The sequence below is a fragment of the Prevotella sp. C561 genome (assembly GCF_000224595.1).
Classification (GTDB): Bacteria; Bacteroidota; Bacteroidia; order Bacteroidales; family Bacteroidaceae; genus Prevotella; species Prevotella jejuni.
In genome coordinates, this window is sequence record NZ_JH114147.1 from 1 (window position 1) to 16,874 (window position 16,874).

13 protein-coding genes and 1 pseudogene are annotated in these 16,874 nt (G+C 43.8%); 13 read left to right on the forward strand and 1 reads right to left on the reverse strand.

Features of this window, described 5'->3' with window-relative positions:
- Nucleotides 1-12: 12 nt before the first annotated feature.
- The 12 genes from HMPREF0666_RS16690 (at nucleotide 13) to HMPREF0666_RS09790 (ending at nucleotide 14,798) form a co-directional block, all read left to right on the forward strand.
- Complete coding sequence (locus tag HMPREF0666_RS16690) at nucleotides 13-423, forward strand: hypothetical protein (RefSeq protein ID WP_083822542.1); 411 nt, start codon at nucleotides 13-15, stop codon at nucleotides 421-423.
- 564 nt (nucleotides 424-987) lie between these two features.
- Nucleotides 988-1,467 (forward strand): hypothetical protein, encoded by a 480-nt coding sequence (locus tag HMPREF0666_RS09740; protein WP_009012203.1) that lies wholly within the window; start codon nucleotides 988-990, stop codon nucleotides 1,465-1,467.
- Nucleotides 1,464-2,405, forward strand: coding sequence for a calycin-like domain-containing protein (locus HMPREF0666_RS09745; RefSeq protein WP_009012204.1), 942 nt, complete (start codon nucleotides 1,464-1,466; stop codon nucleotides 2,403-2,405). The genes HMPREF0666_RS09740 and HMPREF0666_RS09745 overlap by 4 nt, the downstream gene beginning before the upstream one ends.
- Nucleotides 2,406-2,419: 14 nt before the next feature.
- The gene (locus HMPREF0666_RS09750) at nucleotides 2,420-3,214 is read left to right on the forward strand and encodes an HmuY family protein (RefSeq protein WP_009012205.1); all 795 of its coding nucleotides are present in this window, start codon (nucleotides 2,420-2,422) and stop codon (nucleotides 3,212-3,214) included.
- 75 nt (nucleotides 3,215-3,289) lie between these two features.
- Entirely contained in the window at nucleotides 3,290-5,260 is a 1,971-nt protein-coding gene (locus HMPREF0666_RS09755; protein ID WP_042856260.1) for a TonB-dependent siderophore receptor, read from the forward strand.
- Between the two features lie 23 nt (nucleotides 5,261-5,283).
- A complete protein-coding gene (locus HMPREF0666_RS09760; RefSeq protein WP_009012207.1) occupies nucleotides 5,284-6,150 on the forward strand; it encodes a hypothetical protein in 867 nt (288 codons plus the stop codon).
- A gap of 1,823 nt (nucleotides 6,151-7,973) precedes the next feature.
- On the forward strand, nucleotides 7,974-8,465 hold the full coding sequence (locus tag HMPREF0666_RS09765; RefSeq protein WP_009012208.1) for a TlpA disulfide reductase family protein: 492 nt from the start codon (nucleotides 7,974-7,976) through the stop codon (nucleotides 8,463-8,465).
- 4 nt (nucleotides 8,466-8,469) lie between these two features.
- Nucleotides 8,470-10,098, forward strand: a complete 1,629-nt coding sequence (locus tag HMPREF0666_RS09770; protein WP_042856261.1) for a DUF6029 family protein — start codon at nucleotides 8,470-8,472, stop codon at nucleotides 10,096-10,098.
- Nucleotides 10,099-10,103: 5 nt separating this feature from the next.
- Nucleotides 10,104-10,892, forward strand: coding sequence for an Omp28 family outer membrane lipoprotein (locus tag HMPREF0666_RS09775; RefSeq protein WP_042856277.1), 789 nt, complete (start codon nucleotides 10,104-10,106; stop codon nucleotides 10,890-10,892).
- 43 nt (nucleotides 10,893-10,935) lie between these two features.
- On the forward strand, nucleotides 10,936-11,610 hold the full coding sequence (locus HMPREF0666_RS09780) for a hypothetical protein (protein ID WP_009012211.1): 675 nt from the start codon (nucleotides 10,936-10,938) through the stop codon (nucleotides 11,608-11,610).
- 29 nt (nucleotides 11,611-11,639) lie between these two features.
- Nucleotides 11,640-12,950: a hypothetical protein gene (locus HMPREF0666_RS09785; protein WP_009012212.1), complete on the forward strand. Its 1,311-nt coding sequence runs from the start codon at nucleotides 11,640-11,642 to the stop codon at nucleotides 12,948-12,950.
- A gap of 30 nt (nucleotides 12,951-12,980) precedes the next feature.
- The gene (locus HMPREF0666_RS09790) at nucleotides 12,981-14,798 is read left to right on the forward strand and encodes a hypothetical protein (RefSeq protein WP_042856262.1); all 1,818 of its coding nucleotides are present in this window, start codon (nucleotides 12,981-12,983) and stop codon (nucleotides 14,796-14,798) included.
- A gap of 250 nt (nucleotides 14,799-15,048) precedes the next feature.
- Here HMPREF0666_RS09790 and HMPREF0666_RS09795 read toward each other — a convergent pair whose 3' ends face one another.
- Nucleotides 15,049-15,864: a Cof-type HAD-IIB family hydrolase gene (locus HMPREF0666_RS09795; RefSeq protein WP_009012215.1), complete on the reverse strand. Its 816-nt coding sequence runs from the start codon at nucleotides 15,862-15,864 to the stop codon at nucleotides 15,049-15,051.
- Between the two features lie 253 nt (nucleotides 15,865-16,117).
- Between HMPREF0666_RS09795 and HMPREF0666_RS09800 the strand changes: the two are divergent.
- Nucleotides 16,118-16,828 (forward strand): annotated as a pseudogene (locus HMPREF0666_RS09800) (MIP/aquaporin family protein); the annotation flags it as partial.
- Between the last annotated feature and the right edge of the window lie 46 nt (nucleotides 16,829-16,874).

Here is a 16,874-nt window from a genome sequence, read left to right on the forward strand (position 1 = left end):
GCAACTGCCATCATGTTGCTCTGTGACGGTGGAGGTTCCAACAGCAGTTCCAGCAGGCTTTTCAAGCAAGAGCTGATCAAACTTTCCGAAGACCTCCATATTGACATAATAGTGGCGCACTATCCCCCGTACACGTCGAAGTGGAACCCCATTGAACACAGGCTTTTCTCTCAAATCACCAGAGTATGGAGTGGTATTTCCTTCGAGAGCGTTGAGCAGGCATGCGAACTTGCCGCAGAGGCCAGAACGAAATCCGGCCTTTGTGTCTTCACCAACATCAACAGAAAGAAGTACGACACTTCTCGTTGTGTGGATAGCAATTATGATGATGTCTGTCAACGGCATATTACCTTTGATGAAGAGCTACCGAAATGGAACTACAAGGTTTCATGGAGAGACAAAAAATACCAAGTTATTTTTTAAACGTTACTTAAGGGCTGAAATCCGACAGTGGGTTTCAGCCTTTATTGTTTTCATGGGTCAACAAGACGACCGTAACGACCGATATATAGGTTCCGTTAGATAGGATATAACGGCTATGAACGATAGAGAACATTACTGATAAAGAGTCAGTAAGGTGTGTTTCTATGATAGGCAAAAGTAGTCATGCCGAATTATTATCGTGAAGAAAAATATTTTTTATCATGGAAATAAATATTTCTTGTCGTGAAAAAAAATATTTTTCTTCATGAAAAGAATTTGAAAACGACAAGGAGTTGCTCGTTCCTAACGCTCTTCTTGTATGTTGACAATGATGAGAAGAGGACATAAAGAAGCCGAGTTAGGGTGCAGCATTTGCTTGGGAGAATTCGAGAAATCAGTAGGTTACGCTGCCTCTTATCGTCGTTTAGGTCGCAGACTATAAGCATTTGTAAGTAATTTTTAAGTGTTCTGTGGGCTAAAATCATAATAAATAGGTATTGTGGCATACTGATGTTTCTTATAACTTTGCATTCGAATAGAATTAATATAAACTGAATCAGTAACATGAGAATTAAAAATTTATTTCTTACACTTGCTGTTACGCTGTTAGTTTCGATGACTTCTGTCTCCGTCTCTGCGGCTAACCATGTGAAAGTAAGTGACAAAGATGGCAATAACACTTACTTTGCCCTGTCTGAGAAGCCTACTGTTACCTTCACTTCCACTGCCATGGTTTTGACTGCTGGGAGCCAAACAATAGAGTATCCTCTGACAGATTTCCGTGCTTTTGCCTTCGAAGATGATCCATTAAGCATTGAGTCTCTTAATGGAGAAGGCAACAATGCCATCTTTTCCTTTGGTAACTCCTTGAAGGGAGAAGGCCTGAAAGCAGGTAGCCAAGTAGCTGTTTACACCATTAATGGACAGTTGGTAGGTCGTTCCACCGTAAGCCAAAGCGGTACTGTTGAGATTCCTCTCGACGGACAAACAGGCGTTTTTGTAGTTAAATCATTATCTAAGACATTTAAATTCATACGTAAATGAAAAAGATCTTTACTTTAGTAATCGTATCTTTCTTGAGTGCACTCGCAGTACAGGCACAGTCATTAAAGGTAACAAAAACTGATGGTAGCGTTGTAACTTATAACGCGTCAGATATTTCAAAGATTGAGTTCTTGCCAAGTGAGACACCTTCACAGCCAAAGTTGATACACGAGTTTGCAGGCTATTTGACTGTAAAGAACAGAGTACTCGACAATGCTCGTTTTGACACTGGTGCTAAGATTAAGGTGTTGCAGGACGGTGGTAAGTTCCTTGCAGAGTTCTCCGATACTCAGTGGGGTACTGGTTCTTTTGTGATAACCATGGCTAATCATGCTATTAACGGTACTGGAAAGATGAAGATTGCAAACCCAAAAGCTGGCGGTGCAATGAATGAGTATGATGCAACAATGAGTGGTTCGATGACAGAAATAAAGATTTCAATCCCATCACTCATGGGTGGTACTGATATTACTTGGCATTATGCTGAGGCTTCAGCAGCATCTAAGGTGGCAGGAAACTATACTGGTACAACCTCTTTGAAGATTGGTGAAATGCCTGGTTCATACACATCTCCAACGGTTGGGTATAAGGTTACTGCTAATGAAGATGGCTCTATCAATGTGACAACATCAGAAGAGAAGTACACTGGAGTTCCTATGGTAGGAAACTTGACAATAGGAACATACACCGTAAAGAACCTTGCTTACGATAAGGCAACCAATAGTTTTAGTCGTGATTATAGCAGTGATGATCTCAAGGTTTATCTTAAGTCTGAAGGAGGTCTGATGAGTCTTAATAAAGACTATGCTTTCGAGTCACCAAGTAAGATTATTGTAAAACTTGATGAGAATGGGACTTTGACAATTACAAATAGCTATAAGCTTACACATATGCCACTCCCAATCTCAGCAACATATACTGGTAAGAAGGCTAAGTAAAACTTTATACGCTCATGCACAGAGTATTTCGCCCTATTTCTATCCTTGCAGGCTGTGCCATCATGATGTTGGTAACAGCCTGTAATGGCATTTTTGATGATATATATGATGAGGCTTCTGCTTCATCAAGTGTAACTACAGAGGGTCAACTCCTTGTTAATGCCGCCAGTTGGAAGGACTGGTATTATGTAGACTTTGACTCTTTACAGATGTATATCGAGCGTAAAGACACGGCAGGATTGCTTAAGGCACAGACGCACTTCACGCATTATGCCATCCCTACAAGTCTGTCGTCGGGTAGTGGTGATGGGAAAACGGGTATGTACACTTACTGGTTTGATGTCTTCGGAAAAGGTATCTCGGTAAATGAAAAGCGTGGCTTTACTGCTACTGATTCGCAGCCTGAACCACAGTCGTGGAGCATTGCCTTTCATCGTAACAATGTAAGGACGAACGGTGGTGCCGTTCTTGAAACGAAGTACACCTCTTTAAATGATCTTCCAAAGAATAGTTCTTATTTCTTAGGAGCATCCTTCCAAGAAGATGAATGGACAGAGAACGAGGTATGGGAGGACCAGTCGCAGATGCTTATGAGCCTGATTGGATGCCAGGGAATACGTATCAATAAGGTACTATCGTCTTGGTTGAAAATCGATATACCCCCAATGCCACCAGCTTTCACGATGAACAAGCATGTGTTCATCGTTCGTTTGAAGAATGGGAAGTATGCTGCCTTGCAGTTGGAGAACTATATTGGTACCGATGGGACCAAGTGCTGGTTGACTATTAACTATAAGTATCCATATTAAATTAGACATGTAACCCTTTTCGTTATGCTTTATTCGAGGATAAGAAAGGGACTTCATAAATATTTGTTATTGGCTATGATGCGAAAGACCATAATACTGTCGGCTCTACTCAGCCTCACCTTTGAAGGTATGTCGGCTGATGTTCCCAATGACTCTATCCCCCAGACGATAGAGTTAGACCAAGTAGTAGTGACGGGAACACGTACCCCAAAATTGCTTGCCAATACCCCTGTGTTGACGAAACTCATCACTGCTAATGACATAATGAAGACAGATGCCACCAATCTACGTGATGTCTTACAGCAGATAATACCAGGTGTTGAGTTCTCATACGCCATGAATCAGCAGGTACACATGAACTTCTCTGGCTTCGGTGGACAGAGTATGTTGATTCTTGTTGACGGTGAACGCCTTGCAGGAGAGACGATGGACGATGTCGACTTCACCCGTATTGGTATGGAAAATGTAGACCATATCGAGATAGTGAAAGGTGCTGCTTCAGCACTCTATGGCTCTAATGCTGCCGGTGGAGTTATCAATATCATCACAAAGAAAAAGCCTAATCCCTGCGCACTCAACCTTAACATGCGCTTTGGTCGTCATCATGAGCAACGTTATGGACTGTCTTGGCAGTACGCAAGGGGCAAGTGGAATAACTTGCTGACGGTCAACAGGAATAGTTCCAACAACTTTAATGTGCACAACGGACCTAATCCTATTACGCGCGTCGTATCTACTATCTATGGTGATGCTGTCTGGAACTTCAAGGAACAGCTAACTTATACACTGAATGAGAAGCTACGCTTGACAGGACGTGCTGGTTATTTCTATCGTCAGTTGGTACGTACAGAGGAGGTACCAGAGCGTTATCGTGACTTTACAGGCGGCCTTCGTGGTACGTGGACACCCGACCTCTTCAACAGTGTAGACCTCTCCTATGCTTTCGACCAGTATGATAAGTCAGACTATCAGCGCATCACTCGACTGGACATCCGTGACTATTCAAATGTACAGAACAGTCTTCGACTACTTTATACGCACACGTTTGAAGACGAGAATGTCCTCTCTGTGGGTGCAGACTATATGCATGATTACCTCTTCAATACGAACTTAGAGGGTAGAGTACGTAAGCAAGACTCCTTCGATGCATTTGCTCAATACGACTGGAACATCAATAAGTATTGGGAAGTAGTAGGTGCGCTGCGTTACGACTACTTCTCTGATGGACGCATCTCAAGACTGACTCCGAAGGTAAGTGCACGTTATCAACCAATAAGAAATCTAAATGTTCGACTCAGTTATGGCATGGGCTTCCGTGCACCAACACTAAAAGAAAAGTACTACAACTTTGACATGTCGGGTATATGGGTGGTCGAAGGCAACCCTTCTTTACGGCCAGAAGTGAGCCAGAACTTTAATGCCTCGGTTGATTACACAAAGGGTCACTATAACTTCACGGTAAGTGCTTATTGTAATAAGATTGAGAACAAGATAGCGACGGGAGCTCCTTACTATAAGAACCCATCTGACGTCATGCCTCATCTTCCTTATCTTAACCTAAATAACTATACGGTAAGTGGGGGAGAGGCAACGGCACAAGCGCGTTGGACGAATGGTCTTACCGCCCGTTTAAGTTATGCTTATACCAATGAGCGCCTGCCTAAAGACAAGAATAGCAACGCTGTAAACAACCAGTATATACCTGCTCGCAAACACTCAATGACAGGTCATGTCGATTGGGATCATCAGTGGTTGAAGAACTATGGAACGAACATCGGACTTGATGGTCGCTTCCTCTCTGCAGTCGACAATGAAGAGTTTGTCGATTACTATGACATCTCTAAGGGTATAAAGAATATCCATTACCCAGCATACGCACTCTTCAAACTATCCTTAGTACAGCGTATCAGCAAGGCTGTAAAGGTAAGTGTTGTACTCGATAACATTTTTAATTATAAACCAGAATATTATTATTTGAACTGCCCATTGACTGATGGAACAAACCTAATGATAGGGATGTCGGTCGATGTGGACAAACTCTTTTAAGCACTGAAAGCTTTAATTAATTTATGGAAAAGGATAAGATCTACTTCTGGCGAGCCATCGCCTCGTTTATTTTAGTGTTGTTCACGATGCCTTTAGGTCATGCTCTTATGATCATGATGGATAAGAACATGGCGCCAGAAGCTGTGCATTATGCAGGCTTTGCCATGGGTTTTGTGGGATTGGTCATCGTTATCATTGGTGTATTTGTTAAAGGTGATACTCGTCAAACACTGTGGGGACTTATCGGAGGGTTGCTCTTCTGGACCGGCTGGGTAGAGTTCCTCTTCCAATATTACGCCAATCGCTATGGCGTACCACCAGAGATTGAACACGGACAGGTCGTTACTAAGCCAGAATATCTGATACTTCCTGCATCATTCGGGTTCTGGATGATGATGATGACGATGTACATCTTCAGTACACGTAATGGTTGTGACTTTATAACATGGATACAGAAACGACTGTTTGGAAAGCGTAAGAACGAGATAGCCTTCCAACCGATGACCCGCCACACGTCTATTGTCACGTTTATGGAAGTCAATATGATTCTATGGGCTTCTTATCTTTTATTGATGTTCTGTTACGATAAGAACTTCCTTGGCGACCATCATCCAGTGACTTATCTCATAGGTTTTAGTTGCTTTATCGGTTCGTTGTTCATGTTCAGAAAGCAGCTTCACATTGCTTCATGGGGTGCTAATATCCGTATGTCAGTGGCAACGGTGATTGTTTTTTGGACTCCTATTGAGATTCTCGGACGTATTAATTTCTTCAAGGAGTTCTGGGTTCATCCACAAGAATACAGTGTTCAACTACTTTGCATCTTAGCTGCTTTCATCATCTTGATAGTTTATATGTGGATGAAAGGTGCTAAGAAGAAGCGTGGATAATAAGTGATAACGAGGACTATAGTAGGCGATGTGTAATCGTGTTGCCTATCCTCAAGAGGTATAATATATACAGTTTAGATTACTTGTCGGCAATATCGAGGTTGCTGACAAGTATTTTTTTTGTTTCTTTCAGTCGCACTAAAAGGCTACTAAGCCATTGATAGCGGGCGATACCCGTTAGTATTCTACTGTGAAAAGCGTCTCATATAAGTCCTATCCATCGTTTTGATGTCGATTACAAACAATCTGTACAAGTCCTATCCATCGTTTTGAGTATAGTCTCAAACAATCTTCTTCCCACTTCGGAGGAATTGATAACGCAGTAAAAAATCGTTACAAGTAGTCAAGCTAAGTGTCCTCGACATAGGCGTATGATATGTTTTATGAATGAGTTTGTAACCTACAAGGAATCAGAATGTTACAAGTTGGGTTGAAGAAGACGCCTTTCTTGCTTCAAGAAGGGCGTCTTCTTGTCCCTTGAAGGGCATGTTCTTGTATGAAGAAGGGCATCTTCTTGCATCGAGTCAGGCCTTTTCTACAAATTAAGAAGGGATTGTTAATGAAATAACTTTACAATTTCTACTAATTTGTTGAGTGTTCCTTCTTTCTTTCTCATTGCCTTTGTTGGTGTCTCTCAGTGATTTCTTTTCTCACAGAACGCACAGATAAACAGAACACGCAGGGTTTCACAGAGGCTTAAGTCAACTGAAAACACAGAGCGTTACAGCCAACAGAGGCCTCACCCCCAGCCCCTCTCCGAATGGAGAGGGGAGTGATCACCGACATACCCCTACATGTCCTCCAAATGTTTAGCAGCCTATTTCCTTCTATCAGCAGGCCAATAGGGGTAACCTCACATACTAACTACCAGTTGGCCCCTCCCCTTCCCCTCCCCGAAGGGAAGGGCGTAATCACCGAGATACCCCTATGGCTAATCATCAACACCTAACAACCATCACTTAACACCCATCTTTGGTAGTAACGCTCTGTGAACTCTGTATGCCGAAGGCCTTCTGTGGGCTCGAAACTGTGCGCCAAAAAGCTCCGTGAACTCTGTGCGCTCTGTGAGAGAAAAACTTCCCAGCGTGAGAGAAATGCTTACTCACACCTCGTGTCAGCAGGCCAGTAGGGGTAACCTCACATACTACGCCCCTCCCTGCGGGGGAGGGGTTGGGGGAGGGGCCACTATCTTTTGAGTTCGAACCTGTGCGCCAAAAGGTTCTGTTAAATCTGTGAGTTCTGTGAGAAAAAAACTCCCCAGCGAGTCTCATAGGCCGTACCTCATCGAGTGGGTGCGTTCTCTTTCTCACAGAAGAACACAGAAGAACAGAACACACAAAGCTTCACAGAGACATTAAGTCAACCGAATTCACAGAACGTTACAGCCAACATTAGCTATAACGTTCTGTGATATCTGTATGCCGAAGGCCTTCTGTGAGTTCGAAACAGTGCGCAAAAAAGTTCTGTTAGATCTGTGAGTTCTGTGAGAGAAAGAAATGTCCTTAGTGAGAGAAAGAAGTGTCCTTCGTGAGAGAAAGAAATGTTCTTCGTGAGAGAAAGAAATGTCCTTAGTGAGAGAAAGAAGTGTCCTTCGTGAGAGAAAGAAATGTTCTTCGTGAGAGATAATACTCCCTATCGCTCTCAAGCAACCTCTTTATTACAGCAGAAAACTACCCCGAGCGAATGAGATAAGTGAGCATAATATGCATGACGGACAAGTCTAAAATCGGTCAAGACGTATAATGTTATTTGTCTTTGGCTGTTTCTTCTTTGCTATATCGCTTTTTTTTCGTATTTTTGTAGCACCAATATAATTAAAAACAATGAATAAGTTATTTCTATCCCTTTGTTTGTTGTTGGTGAGCTTTGCGTTGTCTGCACAAGAGCGACTGCCCAAAGTGATACTCAAAGACATAGAAGGAAGGACCGTACAAACCGACACTATCTCTAATAATGGTAATCCTCTTGTTGTTACCTTCTTTGCTACTTGGTGCAAGCCATGCGACCGTGAGTTGAAAAGCATTGATGAGCTTTATGACGATTGGCGCCAAGAAACAGGTGTGCGAATCGTTGCTGTATCCATTGATCAGGCTCAAAACGTCAATAAAGTGAAGCCGATGGTCGACCAGAATGGCTGGCGTTATGATGTATTACTCGACCCTAATGGTGAGTTCCGACGCTCGTTAGGTATTCAGTCAGTGCCTTATACGATCTTACTCGATGGTCAGGGCAGGATTGTTTATAAGCATAATGGCTACACAGATGGCGCAGAGATGGAGCTATATAAGAAGGTGAAAGAGGTAGCAGGAAGGTGATTTTATGAAAAGATGGATGATGATAGGACTGCTCATAAGCCTGAGTAGTGCATCGATTTATGCACAAGAGTCCGACAAATTACACCTTTCTGGAAGTCTTCAGAGTGATATGCTGTTGGCACAAAAGGACAGTGCGACAGGCGCAGAGGCTACAGGCAGTCGTTTCCGAACGAATACTTATCTCGACTTGAGGCTTTCAAACAGATACTTTGAGGCTGGTGCAAGGTTGGAATATATGCCCCATCCGCTCCCAGGATACGAGAGCGACTTTAAGGGTTGGGGCGTTCCTTACGCCTACTTGAAGGGTCGTTATAAGAATGCGGAGCTTACTTTGGGTAGCTTCTATGAGCAGTTTGGCTCTGGTTTCATCCTCCGTTCGTATGAAGAACGCAGTCTTGGAATTGATAACTCATTGCAAGGAGCACGCTTGAACTATCTCCCTTGTGCGGGAGTTGCAGTCAAGTTGCTCACGGGTAGACAGCGTCGTTACTGGCACCACAATAAGAGTTGGATGACAGGAGCGGATGTGGAATGGAACATGGAAGAGTCGTTTAAGTCGCTTCAAGAGCATAATACCTATATAATGTTGGGTGGTTCCTACCTTAATAAATACGAGAGAGACGAGGTGGTGATGGTCGATCCGACCCATCGGTTGCGCTTTCCTCGTTATGTCAATGCGTTCGATTTACGTCTACGAGTGCAACATCACGGCTTCAATGTATTGGCAGAAATGGCGATGAAGACGCAGGATCCTTCGCATGATAATGGTTACATCTATCGTAATGGCTATGTGGCAATGCTGTCAGGGTCCTATTCTAAGCGTGGAATGAGCCTATTGCTGCAAGCAAAACGCAGTACGAATATGGGCTTCCGAAGCCGAAGAGGGATGGAAGGAATCTCCTCTTTCATCAATCATCTACCGCCTTTCACGGTGGAGCATACCTATACCTTGGCAGCACTCTACCCTTACGCTACACGCCCCGAGGGTGAGTGGGCTTATCAAGCCACGGCAGCTTACACCTTTCCAAAGGGCTCATGGATGGGAGGAAAGTATGGAACAACAACGAAAGTGAACTTCTCTCATGTCCATTCAGTGCTTAAGAAGGGTGCAGGAGAGATGGGTACAGAGGGTTATGGAAGTCCGTTTTGGGCATGGGGTGACGCTACCTATTATCAAGATATTGATGTACAGTTGGAGAAGCGACTCTCAAAAGCAACGAAGTTAAACCTGATGTATATGTATCAACGATACAATCAGACCTTGTTGGAAGGGCATGGAGGAATGCTAAACACGCATATCTTCGTCGCAGATATCAAACAGAAACTCGCAACGAACGCCATCTTGCGTGTCGAAGGGCAGTATCTTGCATCAAAAGAGGGCGATAAAGACTGGCTATTTGGGCTGGGAGAGCTATCGTTCGCACCGCATTGGATGGTCACTGTGAGCGATCTCTACAATGCAGGCAACACCCATGTGCATTACTACCAAGGCTATGTAACCTATAGCGGTGGGGCACATCGACTGCAATTAGGCTATGGTCGAACACGTGCGGGGTTTAATTGTTCGGGTGGAGTATGCCGTTATATCCCTGCAACAAAGGGCTTGACACTCTCTTATAATTATAACTTTTGATGGAAATGAGACGTTTTTATATACTTATCTTGGCTGCTGTTGCACTCTTGGCAGGCTGTGATTCAGTTGGTTCTGACGAACGATTGATAGAGATCCCACCTGCAACTGTTCAGCGAAATGTACTCATCGAGGACTTTACTGGGCAACGTTGTATCTTCTGTCCGGCGGCTTCTCAGACGATAGATGAGCTGCAAAAACTTTATGGAGCAGACAGATTGATAGCTGTAGGTATACATGCTGGACCGCTCGCAATAAAGAGTATGGGTGGAGTTAAGGGCTTGCGCACTGATGCAGGGGATGTTTATTACAAGTATTGGGCAGTTCCTAATGTGCCGAAAGCCATTATCAATCGTCGTGGGGGCGTCCTGCAGAAAGATACTTGGGCTGGGCGTATCTATGAAGAGTTCGCTCAAACGACTACAATCAATATAGCCCTTCAATGTCACTATGACGCAGCTACACATCAAGTGAAGATTGAAACCGATCTAAAGACATTGTCCGAAGATGTGAAGGGAAGGCTTCAGCTTTGGTTAGTAGAGGATAGTGTCGTGGCTCCACAGCTCTTTCCAAACAATAAGATGGATAAGGAGTATGTGCATAACCACGTGTTCCGTGCTGCTATCAATGGGGAGTGGGGAACGGAGTTAACGCTCTCTTCAATGCGAACGCACGTGGAGCAAACAACGTACACACTCCCGGAAGATGTCGTACCAGGCAATGCGTGGATTGTAGGATTCGTCTATAACGATAGCGGAGTACTGCAGGCTGTGCGCCAAAAGGTTTCGCTCTCGTAAATAAGTCATCATCAATTAAGTAGATAAATATAAATTGAACAATATGAAATTACGCTTACTCGTATTAATCGGACTGCTGACCAGTCTTTTAGTTAGTGCTCAAACACAGACAAGTAACAATGATGTTGCCTTCGTGGATGCGCAAGGTAAGGTTATTCCGAACGGCACAACGGTGGTATTAAACGCTGTGAAAGAAGCCATGTTCCCACCTGGATGGAAGGAAATAGCAGGTGAGGTGTATATTAAGAATACGTCGGATAAGGACCTGACAGTAACCCTTTACAGTAGAATTAACAGCATTGATGAAGGCAATGTGACGGTTTGTGCACTCGGCGGATGTACTCCTCTTGATGGAGATAACAGTACAGAGATAGGAAGTCAACCGCTGTTGGCAGGCTCGGAGAGGGAGTCTATTGCGATAGAACACACTTACGAGCATAATGAGAAGGGCTCAATTACATTGAAGCTTACTACTAAAGAGTCTGACTCCGGACAGCAGATAGAGGGCCCATCTATTACTATTAAGTTCGATACTGACCCAACAGCAATAGCAGGAGTAGCGTCACAGAAGGGTCTTACTTACGATGTATTCAATACGCAGGGTGCCTTATTATATAGGCAGCTTACGTATTTGGCAGGTCTTCCTAAGGGTCTTTACCTTGTGAGACAGCAGTCTGCAAAGGGTGTTACCACGATTAAGAAATGCGTAATTCACTAAACAGTCATCCTTAAAACGCACAACCTGATATGTTACGTAAGTATTATATACAAATCATCATACTAATTGCTCTCTTCTCATACACCGTGAACGTTAAGGCACAAGAGCATATTCTCATGCCTACTGCAGGGCAGAGAGTGTATGTCCCCATCACTGCAAAGAGTGTAAAAGGGAAGATGAAAGTTTCTAATATAGGTAGGACAACTATTCAGAACATAGACTATACGCTTTCTCTCAATGGGAGGGAGTTGGAGTCAAAACACTATGTGTTCCCACAGGCGTTGGGACATAACGATGATGCAGTGGTTGAGGTAGAGGTCCCACCATACACAGAACTGGGAGAGGACGAACTTGTCTTCACGATAACAAAGGTGAATGGGGGACGTAATGGTGCAACGATTAGCTATGCTAACCTACCGAGAATTACTGTAACAAAGGTCCCTAAGCGGAGGATAGCAGTGGAAGAATACACGGCAATGTGGTGCAGGTATTGTCCAACAGGGATTGCCCTTATGGAGAACCTGTCGCATACTTTTGGGGATGACTTCGTCGGTATTGCTGTGCATGTTGATGATCCATTGACCTGTTGGGACTATTATTCGAAAGCTAAGGGGAACCGTTTTCCCACAGTTGATATGAATAGAAGCCACAGGTTAGGCTATGTCTTGGCAGTTGATGAGTTCAAAGCAGAGCAAGAAGCTGGTGCAGACATGGACCTTGAGGTGTCAGCTGTATGGGACGAAAGTAAGAACAACATTACAGTGACGCCTGTTGTTACATTCCGAGTGAACCGAGATGAGGCTCCATACGGCTTTGCCTATGTCCTAACAGAGGATGGAATGACGGACTCAAGATGGGTGCAGAACAATGCATACTCTGGTAGTCACGGAGACCGCGGAGTAACAAAGGAGTTCGATGAGATAATCGACTCTCCAGGAGAAATCCATAATCTTAAGAACAACTTTGTAGCTATTGCAGCAGAGGGGGTGAATGTTCCTGTAACAGGTCACGTCAAAGCGCCGATTAAAGCAGATACCCCACTGAGCCATTCCTACGTCTTTAAAGATATTAATAGTAAGAAAGTCATACAAAAGAAAGAGAACCTTCGTGTCTGTGTTCTGCTGATTAACACACAAACGGGGCATGTTGAGAATGCAGCTAAGTGTGTTATCTCTGAACCAAAGGCCACTGCCATCTCTTCTGTTTCAGATGGTACTCGTAGCGAAGTGGTGGTAGGACGCTACACACTTGACGGTCGGCGCATCACGACTCCACAAAGGGGTATTAACATCGTGAGGTACAGTGATGGGCGAGTGAGCAAAGAGGTGGTGACAAAATAAGGACTCCTTCAATATTATATAGGTGTAGGCATGAATAAAAACTTAACTGATTTGTATCAGCATAAAGCGGAAGAGACGAGTACAATGCTCGTGTCTCTCCGTAGCCGTAGTCGGTTTTTTATCTTGACAGAAATCGGCTCCTTTTTAGTAGCCATTGGTTTTGTAGTTCTCTACACGCTATTGGCTGATGCGGCTTGGACACTCCTCTGTGCCGTAGCCGCCTTGTGTTTCTATCTTTATATCCGTCGTCGTGACGTATTGAACGACCGAAAGATAAAGCATGGAGAGGCACTGCTGCGGGTCTATCAGAACGAGATAGACTATCAGCATGGCAATTTCTCAGGCTTTGAAGCTGGTGAACAGTATGTTTGTCCGCAACATTCTTATACCTTTGATATGGATGTCTTCGGAGTAGGTTCACTGTTCCAAAGGATGAACCGCACCATCTCTACTGGTGGTAGCGACCAGTTGGCTGCCTGTCTGTCTACTGAGTGGGGACATACGAAAAGGGAGGATCTTATCGGAGAGATACGCATGAGGATGGCCGCTATTGACGAGTTAGGACAAGATGAAACATTCTTGTCTACCTTCAAGTCTTTGGGCGTTAAAGAGCGAATTAATACAGCAGAAGTGTTGAAAGCACTGACGGCTATTCATCAGCAGACCTTTCCAAAGATTTTCCACAACCCACTGTTACGTTATTTCTGTTATGCCGATTTACTCGGGTTCTACGTGAGTATCGTGCTTTCCATTATGGGTTTAGCCCCCTCTTTGCTCCCTCTATGGTGGGGAATGTTCAACTTTATGTTCGCTTTCCTTTGTGGACACAAGTACATGCGTGTCATTTCTGAACTGATAGCAAAGGTACACGCACAGGTAGATGGTTACTTGCAAGTATTGAAGTTGATTAACACGACTGAGTTTAAGTCGGCTGAACTCCAAGCGTTGAAAGCACAGCTTTCGGGTGCAGAGGCCTCCTTTGAGCAGTTAGAACTTATCTTACAAAAGATAGATAACAGAAGTAATGAGGTCGGGGTGTTTATCTTCAATAGTTTTGCCTTGATTGATCTCACAATCGTGAGATTGTTCCTTCGCTGGCAGCACACGTATGAGCAACGCACAAAAGAGTGGATTGATGGTCTTAATCTCTTTGATGCTTTGGTGTCAATGGGTAACTATCGACTGAATGAAGATAGAGCAGTAAAGGCCGAAATCAGCGAGGAGAATAAGGTTGTCTACGAAGCGAAAGGTCTTTATCATCCCTTCCTTGGCGAGAAGGCTGTGGCAAACGACTTCACTATTCACGACCATGAGTATTACATCGTCACGGGTGCGAATATGGCAGGAAAGAGTACTTTCCTTCGCTCGTTAGGTATTAATTACCTCTTAGCAATGAATGGCTTGCCCGTCTTTGCAGACGAGTTGAAGGTCTCAGCGTTCCATCTTTTCACGAGCATGCGCACCACAGACGACCTTACCCACGGTATTTCTTATTTCAATGCGGAGTTGCTTCGTTTGAAGAAACTGTTGGGCTCGTTGCATGATGACGTACCGAGTCTGATTATCTTAGACGAGATATTGAAGGGAACAAACTCCCTCGATAAGTTGAATGGGTCTCGTCTTTTCTTACAATACATCGCTGAACGCAATGTGACAGGCGTCATTGCTACGCACGACCTTGAGCTTTCAAAGATGGAGAACGAATATGAGGGACGATTTCATAACTATTGTTTTGAGATAGAATTAGGTGAGGATATTACCTATTCGTATAAGATAACCAAGGGAGTAGCACGTAATCAGAATGCGACATACTTGCTGAAAGGAATCTTAAAGCCCAATGTCTTTTGAATAGTCGAGTAAGTTGAGGGCAGGATTAGACAGTCGGTGAGCTGCTATCTTGTCGTTTTCAGCGTGTTTGACAAGGGTAAATAATAAGCTAAATCGACTATTAGGACTGGTCGACTTTAGCTTGTTCTCGAATTCTTTTCATGAAGAGAAATATTTCTTTTCATGATAAAAAATATTTATGTTCATGAAGAAAAATATTTCTTTTCATGAACATAATTCAGTCTTAGTGATGTTAACTAATTTAATTCGCCTACTCAGTTGGAAGAATAAAGCGTTCGATGACATGTGCCACACCATCTTCTTCATTCGATAAGGTGACGAAGTCGGCCTCTTTCTGTATGTCTTTTGCAGCGTTCGCCATCGCTACACCGAGTCCTGCAAAGCGTATCATACTAAGGTCGTTATATCCGTCACCGCAGGCGATAACCTCCTCGCGGCTAATACCAAGCGAAGAGATGAGACGATCGAGAGAGCGGGCTTTGTCGATGCCGAGCGGTACACACTCAAGGAAAAAGTCGGCCGAACGATAGACATCCATCCTCCCTTCCAACTCTTTAGACAATCTTAATTCTAACTCATGGAGTGGGGTAGGGTCGCCAACAATGAGACATTTGTTGATAGGATAGACCAACTGATGAAGGAAATCATCGTATTGCATGACAGGCATCTTATTGATGAATGCCTCGTGTTGTACGTATTTATCGTCTTTGTTGGTAGCCGCAATACCCTCCCCTTGGTAGGTTAGGATTTCCATATTAGCTTTCTTCGCTTCTTGATAGAGCAGAGGAACAAGCTGCTCGTCCAACTTCTGTTCAAAAAGAACGTTGTTGTTCGTGCAGTCGATAATCTTTCCTCCATTGAAGGCGAGGATATAACCGTTGTTTTCTTTCAGTTTTAACTCCTCCGCCAAAGGGACGATACCGTATGTAGGGCGGCCAGATGCCAGTACGACATGCACTCCAGCAGTCTGTGCCAGCATGAGGGCTTGCTGGGTGTGAGGGGTTATGAGTTTTTTATTATTGGTCAGTGTGCCGTCCAAGTCGAGCACTATCATCTTATATTTCATATTGCTTTAATACTTTATTCTTTGTATTTTCGGTTGTGGAAAACATCTAATTCTTATTGAGACGCACGAATCTCTTTGCAAAGGTACGGCTTTTTATGAAGTAAAGGCCGTGTTTCTCTTGATATAAAACAAAAACATTCAAAAAGTAGACGACCGAAATAGTTAATCGTAGACGAAAGCGTTTATACAGCGAATTAACCATTCTAAAGACGTTAAAGTCAGGATAAATAAATATTAATTAAAATCGAAGAGAGTTATGAAGAAGTATTTAGCAGAGATGATCGGTACAATGGTATTGGTCCTCATGGGCTGTGGCGCAGCTGTATCTTTGGGTTGTGACCCTGTTAACAATCAAGCAGCTGTGGTTGGAACAGCCATTGCGTTTGGTCTTTCCGTAGTCGCAATGGCTTACACGATAGGGGGTATCTCTGGTTGTCATATTAATCCAGCGATTACACTCAGTGTTTTCCTTAGTGGTCGTATGAGTGCGAAAGACTGCGTGATGTACATGTTGTTCCAGTTTATTGGCGGTTTGATAGGTGCAGCACTACAGTTCCTCCTTGTCACGAATGCCGGTAGTAGCTTTGCAGCCGCAGGTGCAGGCTTAGGCGCAAATGGGTTGCAAGAAGGGATAAGTGTCGTAAGTGGCCTACTTGCAGAGATTATCTTTACATGCATATTCGTACTTGTAGTGTTGGGTGCAACGTCAAAGACCAATGGTACAACAGGTAAGTTTGCAGGATTAGCAATAGGTTTGTCGCTCATCCTCGTACACCTTGTATGTATTCGTTATACAGGAACATCAGTCAACCCAGCACGTTCATTTGGTCCAGCTTTGTTTGTTAAGCTCGCAGAAGGTCCTTCCGCAGCATGGAGTAACCTATGGATATTCATCGTCGGACCGTTTGTTGGCGGTGCAATAGCGTCCGTCATTTGGCGAGTTCTCGACTCATCAGAGAAGTAATAGAATAGGCTTATTAGACAGACGGTGCTAATAAGCCTATTAATCT

Bases quoted from the DNA above. Each gene is read 5' to 3' on its own strand.
- HMPREF0666_RS09780 (WP_009012211.1), top strand. From the start codon at position 10,936: ATGAAATTACGCTTACTCGTATTAATCGGACTGCTGACCAGTCTTTTA.
- HMPREF0666_RS09795 (WP_009012215.1), bottom strand. From the start codon at position 15,864: ATGAAATATAAGATGATAGTGCTCGACTTGGACGGCACACTGACCAAT.
- HMPREF0666_RS09770 (WP_042856261.1), top strand. From the start codon at position 8,470: ATGAAAAGATGGATGATGATAGGACTGCTCATAAGCCTGAGTAGTGCA.
- HMPREF0666_RS09765 (WP_009012208.1), top strand. From the start codon at position 7,974: ATGAATAAGTTATTTCTATCCCTTTGTTTGTTGTTGGTGAGCTTTGCG.
- HMPREF0666_RS16690 (WP_083822542.1), top strand. From the start codon at position 13: ATGTTGCTCTGTGACGGTGGAGGTTCCAACAGCAGTTCCAGCAGGCTT.
- HMPREF0666_RS09750 (WP_009012205.1), top strand. From the start codon at position 2,420: ATGCACAGAGTATTTCGCCCTATTTCTATCCTTGCAGGCTGTGCCATC.
- HMPREF0666_RS09775 (WP_042856277.1), top strand. From the start codon at position 10,104: ATGAGACGTTTTTATATACTTATCTTGGCTGCTGTTGCACTCTTGGCA.
- HMPREF0666_RS09745 (WP_009012204.1), top strand. From the start codon at position 1,464: ATGAAAAAGATCTTTACTTTAGTAATCGTATCTTTCTTGAGTGCACTC.
- HMPREF0666_RS09760 (WP_009012207.1), top strand. From the start codon at position 5,284: ATGGAAAAGGATAAGATCTACTTCTGGCGAGCCATCGCCTCGTTTATT.
- HMPREF0666_RS09785 (WP_009012212.1), top strand. From the start codon at position 11,640: ATGTTACGTAAGTATTATATACAAATCATCATACTAATTGCTCTCTTC.
- HMPREF0666_RS09755 (WP_042856260.1), top strand. From the start codon at position 3,290: ATGATGCGAAAGACCATAATACTGTCGGCTCTACTCAGCCTCACCTTT.
- HMPREF0666_RS09740 (WP_009012203.1), top strand. From the start codon at position 988: ATGAGAATTAAAAATTTATTTCTTACACTTGCTGTTACGCTGTTAGTT.
- HMPREF0666_RS09790 (WP_042856262.1), top strand. From the start codon at position 12,981: ATGAATAAAAACTTAACTGATTTGTATCAGCATAAAGCGGAAGAGACG.